Below are 14,636 nucleotides of genomic sequence, written 5' to 3'. Positions count from 1 at the left end.
GAATCTCGTTCCGAGGCAGCGTGATCCACCCGCTGAATCTCACGTCTGGATGCAAGAACCAACAGCACGCAACACGCTGCGATGGCAGCGAGGAAAACCCGCGAGTATTCTGGACTGGTGGATTTTTCCCAGGAACGCCTAATCAATTTCATGGTAAAATGGATAAATTTTGATACCGAAGTGGGTATGTGGTTAAGGCATGCGGCAATGTCAATCCATTCTCTATCAAAATAGCGTCGCCGTTCGTGAGGTAGGCCTGCAAGTGGAGGCGATATTGAGATCCCAGCCTGAAGAGATACGTTGTGCCTTAGCAGGCAGGAACGTCTGTCCCTAGGCGTCCAGCGGGGGCGATTTGCGAGTGCATTGAACGCTGCACGGCCAGTGTTGCCCCCTTTTTCGGGCCTCAGATCCTCTGCATGAGCTTTCTCAATCAACGGCGTCTCAAATATGAGCCACCCATAGCTCATCCAATTAACAAACAATCAAACACCAGGGGTCCAAGGTCTCCAGCGCCTCACTTCGCCGCCTTCTTTTTCCCGGACATCATCTGCTCCGCCATCTTGAGGCCCATCAACTGCATCTCCTTCGCCTGTTTCTGATAGTCCTGGAAGGCTTCCATCTGGGTAGGATTGAGAATCTTGCTGGTTTCCGCACGCAGGGCCTCCTGCTGGACCTCCCAGCTTTTCTCGTAGGTTTCCACGATATTGCCCTTGGCCAATTCATCCATCGCGTTGGGTCCTGACAGATCCGGTGCCTTGGATTCGGTCCGCGCGCGATACATGGCGTCGACCAGTTTCGCTTCGGTGTCCGCATCGAGCGGCGCGCCCTTGGTGCTCATTACGTCGCGAATCCCGTCGAGTTGCTGCCGTTCCGGAAGGTGGTTCTTGTAATCGGTGAACGATTTGAAGTCCTCGTCACTGTTGAGGAATTTCTTGATCTCGGCCTCGTTATCCTCTCCGCGTTTTTTCAGCTCTTCGGCCAGAGTCTTCTGTTCCTCCGGGGTTGCCCCCATCATCTTCATGCCGAGCTCCTGTTGATCGGCAATCTCCTTTCCTAACAAATTCTTGAAGTAGTCGCCTTCTTCCTTCGACAGGTTCAAGCCATCGACAAAGTCCTGATACATCATGCCGATCGCCATTTTCACCCCTTGGTTCATCATGGATTTCCCGGCGGGGTTGTCCCACATCTTGCGGGCGGTCTTGGCGAAGGATTCTTCGGTGGTATCGGCTTCCTTGACAGGCGCTGCCGGTGCCAACTCGGAACGGCTTTTCGTTTTGACCGGAGCGCCCGGCTCTTCAGCAGGTGCGGCGGAGACTGTTGCGGGAGCTTTCGCGGGAGCGACCGATTGCATGGTTTCCATATTCCCGCGCAGCGACGAGATGCGGGATTCTTCAACGGCGACGGTGATCAGGACCGACGCGGCAACCAGTCCGATGGCATAGGGGGTTTTCATGATGGGTCGCATCAAAAGAAATCTGCCGCAATCAAGCTACTATATTTACACGGCGATTTTCCACCCGCTAGGAATCGTCGTTTCCGCAGTTTGATATAACCCGATCGTGTCTGCAAATCGGGGATGACGACGGTGAGCAGCTGCGATCAAAATGGTTCCATGATTTTTAAAACCGCAGTGGCGATCGCCGCACTTTCGTCCGCGGCACGGGCGCAGGACGACTACACGAAACATTTCGACCCCGGTGTGATGGGGCCACCCGCCACAGTCGCGATTTCCGAAGCGGCGGTGGCGAAGGTCAGATCCCCGCTCGCTCCCGGGCCGTTCGCAGCCACCTGGGAGTCCATCGAAAAAAACTACAAGACGCCCACATGGTTCGAGGATGGCAAGTTCGGGATTTTCCTGCATTGGGGAGTTTACGCCGTGCCCGCGAGGCATAACGAATGGTATGAAAAGCACCTGTATGCCGCCGAATTGAAGTGGCAGGAGGAGAAATACGGACCCGTCGAGAAATTCGGTTATAAAGACTTCATCCCGATGTTCACCTGCACAAAATTCAACGGTGACGAATGGGCCACGCTCTTCCGCAAAGCCGGTGCGAAATACGTCATGCCCACCGCTCAGCATCACGACAACTTCGCCTTGTGGGACAGCAAGCTGACGAAAATCGATGCCAAGGACATGGGGCCTCACCGCGATCTCATCGGCGAACTGTGCATTGCCACCCGCAAACAGGGACTCAAGTTCGGGGTCTCGAATCACGGCATCGAAAACTTCACCTTCATCAATCCTAACAAAGATGTGGCGGCGCGACTCAAGGCGGCAAAGGTCGATCTATTCGATCCCGAGTGGAAGGACATCTATCACTACGCGGACCGCAGTGAGGCGGCTCTGACGGAGTTCCTCACCGACTGGGTGGAGCGCAACATCGAGCTCATCGACAAATACCAGCCAGACATGCTCTGGTTCGACAACGGAGTGAACGGCGCGAAGAGCCGCGAACTCGATCCTTTGAAACTCCGCGTCGCCGCCCATTATTACAATCGGGCGCTCGGCTGGAAAAAGGAAGTTTCCATCAGCACCAAGGGACTCGCCTATGCGCCGGGTGGAGACAATTTCAAACAGGTCGGCTCGATCATCGATTTCGAAAAAATCGGGAGCCGCTCGCCTCCGGCCATCCGTCCCGGACCGTGGCAGGTCGATCACCCGATCGGCAGCACCTGGGGCTACACCGAGGGCATGAAGGTTTCGAAAGCGGATTCCATCATTCCCAAGCTCGTCGATACCGTGAGCAAGGGCGGAAACTTCCTGCTCAATCTATCACCCATGGCGGACGGCACGATTCCGAAAGAACAGCAGGACACATTGTTAGAAATCGGCAAATGGCTCGATGTGAATGGCGACGCAATCTACGGAACCCGCCCTTGGCAACAATTCGGCGAGGGCGACGTGCGTTTCACCACCAAGGGCGCCGCTTTTTACGCAATCCTGTTGGGCAAACCCGGCAAGGATCTCGAAATCAAGGCTCTCGGCGGCAATGGGAAAATCACCCGAATCGAACTGTTGGGGTCGCAGGAAAAAATCGAATTCTCTCAGGATAACGGATCCCTCCACATCAAACTGCCACCACGTTTGCCGGATTCTCCCCTCGCCTTCAAAATCATCGAAATCAGGAACTGAGCCACACGACTTGGTTGCAAAATCCGGGAGGGTGGGCAGACTCTTCCCATGGAAAAGCAAACCCAGTTTCCGGTTATAGGACCGGTCCGCCTTGCCAGCTCTTCAGGTCTGAGCGTGGAGATGAACGCCAATGGATCGCTCCGGCGGATGGATCATGGCGATATCATTCTGAATCTGTTTCTTGGCAATGAGGCCGAAGGCGGGCCAGCGAATATTTTCCTCCGCCTGCTCGGGGAAAAGCCGGATTCGACGCCGCTGCTCGGGCCGGGCAGCGCGGCCTGTTATGAAAGTGACGGCAAGACATTCTCCGCATCCGGGAAATGGGGCGATTTGTCGTTTCGGGTGACACTGGTGTTGGCCGAAAGCAAGCCCGCGTGGTTCTGGCACGTGGAGTTGGAAAACAACGGTGCGACTCCGGTTTCCTGCGATCTGATTCACACGCAGGACCTCGCACTCGCCCATTACGGAGCGGTGCGGCTGAACGAATATTACGTCAGCCAGTATGTCGATCACACGCCATTGGAGCATGCAGAGAAAGGCTTCGCCGTCGCATCGCGACAGAACCAATCGATGGGCGGACGTTGTCCCTGGACGGTGATCGGTTCACTGGGCCGCGGGGTGTCGTATGCCACGGATGCGCTGCAGTTTCACGGGCTTTCCACTCGTGCCGGCGGACAACCGATCGGCCTAACCGAAGGATTGCAGGGCGATCGGCATCAGCATGAACACTCGATGGCGTGCATACAGGACAAGGCTTTCACACTCGCCCCCGGAGCGACAATCCAGCGCGGATTTTACGGAATGTTCGAAGTGGATAAACCCATGGCGACCTCGACCACGGACATTTCATCCATCGATGCGGTTCTGGCACAGCCGGAAGCCAACGCTCCTGAAAGAACTCCGATCGTCACCAAGACAAACCCAACCGGAGGACTCTTTTCGAACGCTCCGTTTTTGGAAACACAGGAACTCGACGAAAGCGAGATCCCCACATTTTTCGGCGAAGCCCGGCGTCATGAAGAGCGTGAGGGCGGGCGATTGCTCTCGTTTTTCACGGACGAGTCCAGCCATGTCGTGCTCAAGGCAAAGGAACTGCAAGTCCTGCGTCCTCACGGCCATTTGCTGCGTTCCGGTGGATCGCTAACAGCAGACGAATCCTCGCTCACCTCCACCGCATGGATGGCGGGCGTGTTCCACTCGATGATCACGCAGGGGCATGTGAGCATCAATCGATTTCTATCAACCTGCCACACCTACCTCGGGCTTTTCCGCAGCCACGGGCAGCGGGTGTTTGTGGAAATCGACGGCAGCTGGCAATTGCTCGGACAGCCCTCCGCATTCGGAATGGCGTTGGATTCCTGCCGCTGGATTTACAAACACGCGGGCGGAGTGATCGAGGTGGTGGCCACCGCTCCGGATGACAGGCACGAGCTCACTCTATCAATTTCGGTTTTGGAAGGACCTGTTGCCCGATTTTTGATTTCCCATCATGTGGCCATCAATGGCGACGACGGCAGCACGTCCGTTCCGCTCCGGCGCGAGGTGGATGGCAAGGATGTGTTCATCAAGGCGGTGCCGGATTGCGATGTCGGCCGCCGTTTCCCCGATGGAGGATTCCGCATCACTCCGGCTGCCGGCGTGGAGATCGAAACGATCGGCGGCGACGAGCTGCTGTTTTCCGATGGAGTCTCTCGCAGCCAGCCGTTTGTCTGCTTTGTCACCGCACCTTGTCTGGCGGCGGGGCTGGTCATCGAGGGATGTCTGGTCCCGTTGGAGTCGCACCATCTCGCTGATTTCTGGAAGACCATCGACTCGGGATTGGAGATTTCCGCACCGGCAGCATCTGCCCTAGCTCCCGCCGCGGGGCGGATGGTGGAGGTTTTCCCGTGGCTGATCCACAACGCGCTGGTTCACTATCTATCACCCCGCGGGCTGGAACAATACTCCGGTGGCGGTTGGGGAACGCGCGATGTGTGCCAGGGGCCGCTGGAGCTTTTGTTGGCGCTCGGCCGCTTCGACGCGGTGCGCGATTTGTTGCTGCGTGTTTTCCGCCAGCAGAACACGGATGGCGATTGGCCGCAGTGGTTCATGTTCTTTGACCGCGAGCGGAACATCCGCCCGGGAGACTCGCACGGAGACATCGTCTATTGGCCGGTGCTTGCGCTGGCCCAATATCTATCAGCGACAGGCGATGCCGGAATTCTCGATGAAACGCTGCCCTACTTCCATTTCGACGGAGATGCGGCGGCGGAAAAAGCGACGGTCTCACAACACGTCGAACGCGCGCTGGAATTGATCGAAAACCGGGTCATCGCCGGAACCAGCCTCGCGGCGTACGGCCACGGGGATTGGAACGATTCCCTCCAACCGGTGAAGGCGGAAATGCGGGAACAGCTTTGCAGCTCGTGGACCGTGACACTCAACTATCAGACGTTCATCACGCTGGCCGAAGCTTTCCGAAGCGTGGGAAAAGAAGATCGGGCGATAGAAATCGAAGCCAAAGCCGTGATCATCCTCAGCGAATTCCAAAACACCTTGATCGTGGACGATGTCGTGACCGGCCTCGCCTATTTCCACGTGGGAGGCCAAACCGATCTTCTCGTCCACCCGCAGGACCGGACGACCGGACTTTCCTACAGTGTGCTGCCGATGATCCACGCGATCATCAACGGCATGTTCACACCGGAGCAGGCCAGGAAACATTTCGACCTGATCAGGAAGCACCTGCTAGGTCCGGACGGTGCGCGCCTGTTCGACCGCCCGATCGCATATCACGGCGGGCCGCAGACGTATTTCCAACGGGCGGAAAGCGCGAGCTACTTCGGCCGCGAAATCGGCATCATGTACACCCACGCGCATCTCCGCTACTGCGAGGCCCTTGCCCGCTTCGGCGATGCGGATACGTTTTTCAAAGCACTCTGCCAGGCCAATCCGATCGCCATCCGCGAGCTTGTGCCGACCGCCACCCTGCGTCAGGCAAACTGTTACTATTCCAGCTCCGACGCCGCCTTCAAAGACCGCTACCAAGCATTCGACGAATACGATCGCGTGAAAAACAGCAAGGTTGATCTGGAAGGCGGCTGGCGTGTCTATTCCAGCGGCGCAGGCATCGGCGTGCGTCTCATCATCGAGTGCTTCCTCGGCATCCGTGTGGAAACCGAGTCACTCATCATCGACCCGGTCATTCCAACCGACCTCGACGGATTGACAGCGAGTTTGAACCTAACTGGCCATTTGATCAAAGTGATCTACCGCATTGGAACAAAAGGGCACGGACCTGTTTCCGTTGAGATGAACGGCGTACCGCTGGAATTTTCGCGTCAGGAAAATCCCTATCGCTCCGGAGGTGTCCGTATTGCGGTCACATCATGGAAAGAGCGCCTCAACGGCCAAGACGACATCCTCACTATTTCCCTGGCGTAAGTCCCCCCTTTCCAAAACAAACCTATTCTACCCGAAACAAACCATGAATTCCGGAACCATCGCCATCTTGCTGATCACCGCAACATTTTGTGCGTCCTGTGCAAGCAACGAACAACTCCAACAACGGATGGATAAGCGTAACGAATCGTATTCAAACTACAACGAGCGCCGCGAAATTCGCACCGACGCGCGGCAGGAAAGGACTGACATGTGGTATGACCGCCACATGAATTGAAACGAATTCCAAAGGCGCGATTTCTATCAGGCACCCTCTCCTTTGCCGGTCAGATACAGTTCAGCGACAAATGGCAAGCTGGTCACCGTGACGGATTCTCCTGATGGACGGATGCCCGAATGGCTCCCGCGACGGCATTTCACGGAAGCGATCCGTTTTCCACCAGGCAGCGGCGGGACAATGGTAAGTCCGCCTGGCGGCAAGGTGATTCCGCCGATGGTGACTCTGATCAAATCGTTGCGGACAGCGCGGATGCGGAAATCCAACAGGCCGTAGCGGGTTGGCAGGTTATCGACTGCAAACCCGTTGTCATCGGCGATCCATGCCCATGGCATGCCGGAGGCGAGCACCATGGAGTCGGTCGCCTCGCGTTCGGCGGCGACCATCGAGGCCAGGGCGAGCAGGTATTCGGCGGCGATCCAGGTGTGGGGCACGTCGCCGAGGTGGCCGGGCGAGCGCGGGTCGCGCCAGGTAATTTCCGGCCATTGGTTCCACTCGCAGGGGCGGCGGTCGGATAGAAAGAAATCCAGCAGTTCGTTGGCGGTGTCACGCTTCCCGAGGCGGACGAATGCACCGATGATGCGGATTTCGTAGGCGGTGTAGTTGGTCCACACCATTTCGCCACGGTGCTTGCGGTGGTGGCCGTCGAGGTAGGTGTCGAGCATCGCGTTCAACGGGCCGGGCGGAAGCGATCCGGCGAAGTCGAGCATGGCGATGGCATTGGAAGTGGCGGTGGGATCGAAGTCCGCCCACTCGACCGAGCCGGGAATATAAGCGAGTCCTTTGTCGGCGATGACCTTGTTGATCGAACGCAGCAGGTCGCCTTGGAAGTGCTCAGCTTCGGCTTGCCATCTTTTGGCATCATCGCCGGAACCCATGATTTCAGCGAGATCGGCGGCGGCTTCGAGACCGCGCACACCCCAGAAATCATCCCAATAGGAATGTACGTGGTGGGCAAGGTAGCCTTCGTGGCTGGCGGATTCCGGCAGCAGGCCGAAGCAGGAGGCGTGCTCGCCGGATTCGTAAACGCAGGTCGCGCGTTCCGCCCGCAGCGAAATCAGATAGTTAGCGGCCTTGCGGACGTGCGGCAGCATTTCTGTCAGAAATTTCCGATCACACCCCTCGCGATAGACCTCGCGAATACCCCACAGGAACTGGCCGTGGCTGTCGTGCTCGACGAGCCAATCGACGCCGTCGCGGTCCACCACGCACGGCACGAAGCCGTCCTCGCGCTGGAACTGCGCATACCATGTTAGAAACTCGCGCAGTGCGAACGGCAGACCGGCCTTGGCGAGGGCGGCTCCCATGATCACGCAATCCCGCACCCACGAACGGGTGTATCGGCGCGGGCCGGGCTGGATCGCGGGGCCGTCGCGATTGATGAGGATGTGTCCGGCCGCCGTGCGGAACACATCGAAGGCGGGCGCGGCGGATTTCGGAACCTGCCATTGCACCGCGCCAAGCGTCTTGTTCCAGCGGGCGAGCGCCTTGGCTCTGCCGGTTTTGGTCGCGGCCTTGGCCTTGCCAAAATAAGGAACTGAAAAGGTGACTTCCATCGTCGATTCACCGGGCGGAAGGTTCCAAGCCATCGCCGCGGAGGCGATGCCGGTGGAGTCATTGACCTCATTGGATGGAGGCATCGCGCCGTTTGCGAGAGTCCAGAGCACGCCGCTCTCTTCGAACGCCCCGGCCCCGCAGGCGTCGGCGTGGGGCGTGACGGAGATTTTCCGACCCTCCACGGTCATGCCACGGGTTCCGCAAGTGATCTGATGGATTGGGCTGCATCCACCGAGGTTACGGAAGGCCTGCCACGGAGGGTTCACCTGGAATGGCCTAACAGTGACGATCAACCGCGTGTTCGAGGTCGGCTTGGCGCAGGTCAGCCGATAAGTGACGTGAAGCGTCAGCTTGTCATCCCCGCCGTCGATCCACGGCATGATTTCCAGCGTGATGTCATCGCTTTTCCAAGTGACCGCGGGCATCGGCGCTCCGCCGATTGGCAGCGAGCCGAGGGTTTCCACGTCCGCCCAGGTGATCCGCTTTTCGGCAGTTAGAACAAACGGTTCGAGTGAAAATCCGGCCTCATCCACTTCCACCATGCCTTCCTCGTTGATCAGCCCACGGCGTTTTCCTTCCGGGCTGCCAACCGGCGTCCAATAGGATTGCTCGCGAAGCCAGTAGCGCGGAAACCACCCCCGCGGGTAGTCGGCAGCCACGGAGTGGATGAATTCGTTAGGCGTGCTGGAGAACGAGTCCGGCCGAAATGACAGGGAACAGAATGCGGCGCATTCGCTGTTGGCAAAGGTGATGCGCAGCAGCCGTCCCTCCACTCCGGGTGTCGGGATATGGCTCTTCAGTCCGAGCGCCGAGGTGGAATGATGAATCGACGTCCACGATGTCCCATCGGCGGAGATTTCCACTTCAAACTTCCGGCGTGGCAGCGACTCCGGCCACGTGATGACCATGCCGCCGAAACGCAGCGATTTCCCGAAATCGACCTCCCACCGGGGTTGGGCATCATTGGTCGCCGCCTGCCATCCGGTTAGACGCTCCGGGGCAAACACCGCTTCCGGGGGAAAGCCCTGCTGGTGGCTGGTCGCGTTGATTGAGCGGGGCGACTTCAGGGTCTGGTCTTCGAACATCGGAGCAACGAGCTCCAGCACGCCCTTACCACCTGTGCCCGCGACGATGGCGAATTCCACCGAACCTACTTCCGACGGAGCTCCGCCGCCGGCAGGTCCCCAGGCGAAGGGCAGATCGCGTTCGTGGAAGCGGATGTCCGTCCACGCATCCGGCAGCTCGACATTCTCGCGCAGCCGCCGCCAGACGTTCGTGTTGGAGGGATCGGCAACCTTGAATTCGAAATTGTTAGGCGGCCCTTCGCCACGCAGCGCGAAGCCGATTTCAAAGGTGCCCGGCAGGGTGAATCCGATCACCCGCCGCATGACCACGAAGCCTCCACCACCGTGGAAATCGTACTCCATGCGCATGCCGGATCTGCCGTCCGCTGTTTCAATCCGTGACAACACTCCTTCCGATTGGCCGGAAGCGAATATCTGCCATTGGGCCGGATCGTCAAACAGTGAAAAAAAAGGATGGGGTGTCATGAGCGGGATGAGAGCTGGGTTGAACTAACATTTCCGGATTCCCTGGCATGGGAAGTTGCCGACGTGCGCTTCCATTGCTCAGGCGTCAACCGCCGCTGCTTCCGGCTCATCCTTTTTCTTCTTGTCCGAGAACTTCTGCACGAAGACGTAACAGACGGGAATCAGGAACAGTCCGATGAGGGTGGAAATGGTCATTCCGTAAACCACGCCGGTACCCATGGTGGCGCGCGAAGCGGCCCCGGAACCTTTGGCTAACATCAGCGGCACACAGCCGAGGATGAAGGCGAAGGAGGTCATGAGAATCGGGCGCAGGCGGAGTTTCGCGCCTTCGAGCGCGGCTTCGAGCGTTGGAATTCCTTCGTCACGTTTCATCTTGGCGAACTCGACGATGAGAATGGCGTTCTTGGCCGCGAGACCGATGAGCATGATGAGGCCGACCTGCGCATAGACGTTCATTTCATAATGATTGAGAAGCAATCCAATCATGGTGCCAAGAATGACGGTAGGCACGGAAAGCAGCACCGCGAATGGCAGCGACCAACTTTCATACTGCGCGGCTAACAACAGGAAGACGAAGATGATCGCCATGCCGAAGATGACGCCCGCCTGGCCTTCGGATTTCTTTTCCTGGAGCGTGAGGCCGGACCATTCGTAGCCGACGTTGGACGGCATGGTGGCCATGACTTCCTCCATCGCCTTGAGCGCCTGGGCGGAGCTGTAGCCAGGTGCGGGCGCGCCCATCATCTCGGCGGACAGATAGAGATTGAAACGGGTGGCGAAGTTCGGTCCGGACATCTTCGTCACTTTCACCAACGTGCTGAGCGGGACCATGCCGCCGTCGTTGTTGCGGACGTAGAATTTCCCAATGTCGTCCGGTTTGCTGGTGAACTCGGGTTCCGCCTGCAAGAAGACCTTGTAAACGCGGCCGAATTTCACGAAGTCGTTCACATACATACCGCTCAGATAGGACTGGAGCGTTTGAAAAACACTGTCCACCGGAACTCCTAACGTGCGGGCTTTTTCGCGATCCATTTCCACTTTCACCTGCGGCGTGGCTGGATTGAAGGTGGTGGTGAGGCGGCCGATTTCCGGGCGTTTCGCCGCGGCGGCCTGCACCTGGCTGACGATCGCGGAAAGCTGGTCGATGCTGCCGCCTGATCGTTCCTGAAGCTGCATGGTGAAGCCGGACACGTTGCCGTAGCCTGGCAGCGGCGGTGGACCGAAAGCGAAGATGCGCGCACCGGGGATGCTTGCGAATTTCTTGTTCCAAGTCGCCGCCAGGGCTTTGGCGTGCATCTCGGGAGCCTCGCGTTCCTTCCAGTCGTCGAGACCGATAAACATGAGCGCGGCGTTCGACACGTTCAGGTTGTTGAGGATGTTCATGCCGCTGAGTGCGAGGGCGGAACGCACACCCGGAGTGCTATTGACGACATTTTCCACCTGTTTCAGAACCTCATCGGAGCGCTGCAGCGAAGCGCCTTCCGGAAGCTCGACGGCGACAAACATGTAGCCCTTGTCCTCGTCCGGGATGAATCCGCCGGGGACGACTTTTCCGAGGGCGTAGATGCCGCCGCAGACGATGACGAGCAGCAGCATGGAGAACGTCGCCTTGCGCGTGAGGCCGCCGACAATCTTGCCATACTTCTCGATGATCCAGTCGAAGAACGCGTTGAACTTTTTGAAGAACCAGGCGATCGGGCCGCGGCCGGGTGTCGGCTTGCGGAGCAGGAGCGCGGAAAGCGCCGGGCTGAGCGTGAGCGCGTTGATCGCGGAGAAAATAACCGAAACGGCGATGGTGATGGCGAACTGCTGATAGAGGCGACCGGTCACGCCGCCCATGAAGGCGACGGGGACGAACACCGCGCAGAGGATGAGCGCGATGGCCACCACCGGACCGGACACTTCCGCCATCGCTTTTCGCGTGGCGTCGACGGGTGAAAGCCCATGCTCGATATGGTGCTGCACAGCTTCGACGACGACGATGGCGTCATCAACCACGATGCCGATGGCGAGCACGAGACCGAACATGGTGAGCGTGTTCACGCTGAAGCCTAACATCGGGAAGGCTATGAATACGCCGAGCAGCGACACCGGCACGGTCAGCATCGGGATGATCGTGGCGCGGAAACTCTGCAGGAAGATGTAAACCACGATGAGCACGAGGATGATCGCCTCGAACAGGGTGTGGACGATGGACTCCATCGACGCCTTGATCGGCAAGGTGGAGTCCAGAGTGATTTCATAACTCATGTCCGGGGGGAAACGCAGCTTCGCCTCTTCGAGAATCTTCTTCACGTTGTCCGCGGTTTCCAGGGCGTTGGCACCGGGTGCCAGATAGACGCCGAGCGCGCCGGCGGGTGCCTTGTTCATCCGGGCGCGGAGGTCGTAGGTCTGTGCACCGAGTTCCACGCTGCCGACGTCCTTGATCTTCACCTGCGAGCCGTCGCTGTTGGCGCGGATGATGATTTCCTCGAATTCCTTGGGATCCTTCAGAAGTCCCTGCGCGCGGACGTTGAACTGGCTTTCCTGCCCTTTCGGCGCGGGTTCGGCACCGATCCGACCGGCGGGTGATTGGGCGTTTTGCTCCTTGATCGCATTGCCGATGTCGGTGGGGGTGATGCCCAGTGACGCGAGTTTCTGGGGATCCAGCCAGATGCGCATCGAGTAGTCCTGCGCGGTGAAATTTTTCACATCACCCACGCCACGGACGCGTTTGATCTGGTCGACCAGATTGATGTCCGCGTAGTTGCCGAGGAACACGCCGTCGTAGGTGCCCTTCGGCGAGGAAAGGCCGATGGCTAACAGAATATCGGGGCTTGAGCGGTTGGTGATGACGCCCTCGCGTTTCACCGCATCCGGGAGCTGGGCTTCCGCCTGGCCCACGCGGTTCTGCGTGTTCACCTGCATGATGTCCACGTCCGTGCCGACATCGAAAGTGACGTTGAGGGTCAACTTGCCGTCGTTGGCATTGTAGGACTGCATGTAGAGCAGCTTGTCCACTCCGTTGACCTTGGACTCGATGGGGGTGGCCACGGATTCCATGACCGCCTCGGCGGCGGCTCCACGATAGGTGGAGGTCACCTGGATCAGCGTGGGACTGACGATCGGGTATTCCGCGATCGGCAGTCGTGTCAGGGAAATCAGGCCAACGATGCAGGTGACGATCGAGATGACCATCGCCACGATGGGGCGGCGGATGAAAAATTCGGCCATGACGGTTTATTTGTTGGCGGCCTTTTCCGCAGGAGCTGCTGCTGCAGTCATTTCAGCCATCTGTGCAGCGGTCATCGGGGTCACCGTAGCGCCTTCGCGGGCCTTCTGGAGTCCTTCAACGATAATGTGTTCGCCGGATTGAAGCCCTTCGAGGATGACGAAATTGGATTCCACCTGCTCGCCCACCTTGACGGGCCGCTGGCTCGCCTTGCCATCCTTACCGACCACCCAAACGAAGGTCTTTCCCTGAAGCTCGACCAGCGCCCGCTCCGGAATCAGGACGCTGTCCTTGCGGACACCAAGATCCACATTCACCCGCGCGAACATGCCAGGCCGGAGAAGCTTGTCTTTGTTAGGAAACTCCGCCCTGATCCGCAAGGTGCCTGTTTTGGCATCCACCGCGCGGTCGATGAACACGAACTTTCCCTGGTCAGGACGCACTTTTCCGTCTCCCAGTGATAGGGAAAGCGGTAGTTTGGCAATCTCTCTGCCGATTTCCTGACTCTTGACCTGCGCACGCATGTATTCCACCTCGCTCACGTTGCAGTAAAACCAGATCGGATCGAGCGTGGACATGGTCGCTAACAGGGTTGGCTCCCCCTTGCCCACCAGCTCGCCGATGGAAACCTGCTTGGCTCCTATCAGTCCGGTGATCGGCGCTTTCACCTCGCAATACCCGACGTCGATCTGTGCGGATTCGACGCGGGCCTCCGCAGTGATGACTCCCGCCTCGCCGACGTCAACGGACGCGAGCGCGTTGTCCAGATCCTGCTTCGGAATTGCCCGCTTCTCATACAGCGGAGTAAGCCGGGCCACGTCGGTTTTGTATTTGTTGAGGGCGGCCTTCGCCTCTCCCAGCGCTCCGGTCGCCGCGCTGAGTTTTTCGAGAAGTGGCTTGCGATCGAGTTTGAACAAAACATCGCCAGCCTTCACTTCCGCTCCCTCGATGAAAGTCATGTCATCGACAAACGCTTCCACGCGGGCGCGCACCTCGACATTCTGCGGCGAGTCCAACTGACCGATGAGGGTGGTGCTGAGCGGAGCATCCGAGGTCGTGATTTCCATCACTTCGACCACCGGCGGAGGCGGAGCGGCAACCTCCGGTTTTTTACAGGAACTCAGGCTGGCAGCCACGAGCGAGATCGTCAGACATCCCGCTTTGACAATACGCTCGTGACGGTTGATGGAGATTCGGAAAGGAGTTTTCAAATTGTGGTATCTCTTGTTTCGAAATGGATCAGCACACCCGCGGTTCAGCGAAAAAAATAGTGTCCGCCATCGCCTTTTTCATGGTGAACATCAAACTTTCACCTGACTACCCAACTGCGCTTGGCCTGTCAACCAAGACCTTGGTTGTACAAGGCCGGGAAATCGCCCCCTACCGATATTCCAGAGCCGCCGCATGACACCCTCGGCATCCCGGGAAGAATCGACTTGATGCCGGGAAAACAGCCGTCACCATTCCGCTGAACGGTGATGCGGCCATCAACTCCGCACCTATCCAGGTAGGCGGCAGCTGGCTCAG

The 14,636-nt window shown here is 58.5% G+C and carries 8 protein-coding genes; 4 read left to right on the top strand and 4 right to left on the bottom strand.

All coding sequences use genetic code 11. The features are described from left to right. Positions 1-514: 514 nt before the first annotated feature. Positions 515-1,453, bottom strand: a complete 939-nt coding sequence (locus ABIQ96_RS20670) for a hypothetical protein (protein WP_348216536.1) — start codon at positions 1,451-1,453, stop codon at positions 515-517. A gap of 159 nt (positions 1,454-1,612) precedes the next feature. Here ABIQ96_RS20670 and ABIQ96_RS20665 point away from each other — a divergent pair, with 159 nt between their 5' ends. From ABIQ96_RS20665 to ABIQ96_RS20655, 3 genes are read left to right on the top strand one after another with little or no spacing between them, the layout of a single operon-like run. After that, positions 1,613-3,133, top strand: a complete 1,521-nt coding sequence (locus ABIQ96_RS20665) for an alpha-L-fucosidase (protein ID WP_348216535.1) — start codon at positions 1,613-1,615, stop codon at positions 3,131-3,133. A 48-nt stretch (positions 3,134-3,181) separates the two neighbouring features. After that, positions 3,182-6,556 (top strand): hypothetical protein, encoded by a 3,375-nt coding sequence (locus tag ABIQ96_RS20660; protein ID WP_348216534.1) that lies wholly within the window; start codon positions 3,182-3,184, stop codon positions 6,554-6,556. Positions 6,557-6,599: 43 nt separating this feature from the next. After that, positions 6,600-6,791 carry a hypothetical protein gene (locus tag ABIQ96_RS20655; protein WP_348216533.1) on the top strand — a complete coding sequence of 64 codons (192 nt, stop codon included), beginning with the start codon at positions 6,600-6,602 and terminating at the stop codon, positions 6,789-6,791. Between the two features lie 26 nt (positions 6,792-6,817). Here the strand turns inward: ABIQ96_RS20655 and ABIQ96_RS20650 are convergent, their stop codons facing one another. The 3 genes from ABIQ96_RS20650 to ABIQ96_RS20640 all read right to left on the bottom strand — a co-directional run bounded on the left by ABIQ96_RS20650 (position 6,818) and on the right by ABIQ96_RS20640 (position 14,320). Continuing rightward, the gene (locus ABIQ96_RS20650; RefSeq protein WP_348216532.1) at positions 6,818-9,898 is read right to left on the bottom strand and encodes a discoidin domain-containing protein; all 3,081 of its coding nucleotides are present in this window, start codon (positions 9,896-9,898) and stop codon (positions 6,818-6,820) included. A gap of 78 nt (positions 9,899-9,976) precedes the next feature. After that, positions 9,977-13,111, bottom strand: a complete 3,135-nt coding sequence (locus tag ABIQ96_RS20645; protein ID WP_348216531.1) for a multidrug efflux RND transporter permease subunit — start codon at positions 13,109-13,111, stop codon at positions 9,977-9,979. 6 nt (positions 13,112-13,117) lie between these two features. Next, entirely contained in the window at positions 13,118-14,320 is a 1,203-nt protein-coding gene (locus tag ABIQ96_RS20640; protein WP_348216530.1) for an efflux RND transporter periplasmic adaptor subunit, read from the bottom strand. A 23-nt stretch (positions 14,321-14,343) separates the two neighbouring features. On the opposite strand from ABIQ96_RS20640, the gene ABIQ96_RS20635 reads away from it, so the two are divergent. Further along, on the top strand, positions 14,344-14,517 hold the full coding sequence (locus ABIQ96_RS20635; RefSeq protein WP_348216529.1) for a hypothetical protein: 174 nt from the start codon (positions 14,344-14,346) through the stop codon (positions 14,515-14,517). Positions 14,518-14,636 lie beyond the last annotated feature (119 nt).

This window comes from Luteolibacter sp., assembly GCF_039920825.1.
In the GTDB taxonomy this organism is placed as follows: domain Bacteria; phylum Verrucomicrobiota; class Verrucomicrobiia; order Verrucomicrobiales; family Akkermansiaceae; genus Luteolibacter.
This window is presented reverse-complemented; position numbering and strand designations above follow the sequence as displayed.

Bases quoted from the DNA above. Each gene is read 5' to 3' on its own strand.
- ABIQ96_RS20660 (WP_348216534.1), top strand. From the start codon at position 3,182: ATGGAAAAGCAAACCCAGTTTCCGGTTATAGGACCGGTCCGCCTTGCC.
- ABIQ96_RS20650 (WP_348216532.1), bottom strand. From the start codon at position 9,898: ATGACACCCCATCCTTTTTTTTCACTGTTTGACGATCCGGCCCAATGG.
- ABIQ96_RS20635 (WP_348216529.1), top strand. From the start codon at position 14,344: ATGGATCAGCACACCCGCGGTTCAGCGAAAAAAATAGTGTCCGCCATC.
- ABIQ96_RS20655 (WP_348216533.1), top strand. From the start codon at position 6,600: ATGAATTCCGGAACCATCGCCATCTTGCTGATCACCGCAACATTTTGT.
- ABIQ96_RS20665 (WP_348216535.1), top strand. From the start codon at position 1,613: ATGATTTTTAAAACCGCAGTGGCGATCGCCGCACTTTCGTCCGCGGCA.
- ABIQ96_RS20645 (WP_348216531.1), bottom strand. From the start codon at position 13,111: ATGGCCGAATTTTTCATCCGCCGCCCCATCGTGGCGATGGTCATCTCG.
- ABIQ96_RS20670 (WP_348216536.1), bottom strand. From the start codon at position 1,453: ATGAAAACCCCCTATGCCATCGGACTGGTTGCCGCGTCGGTCCTGATC.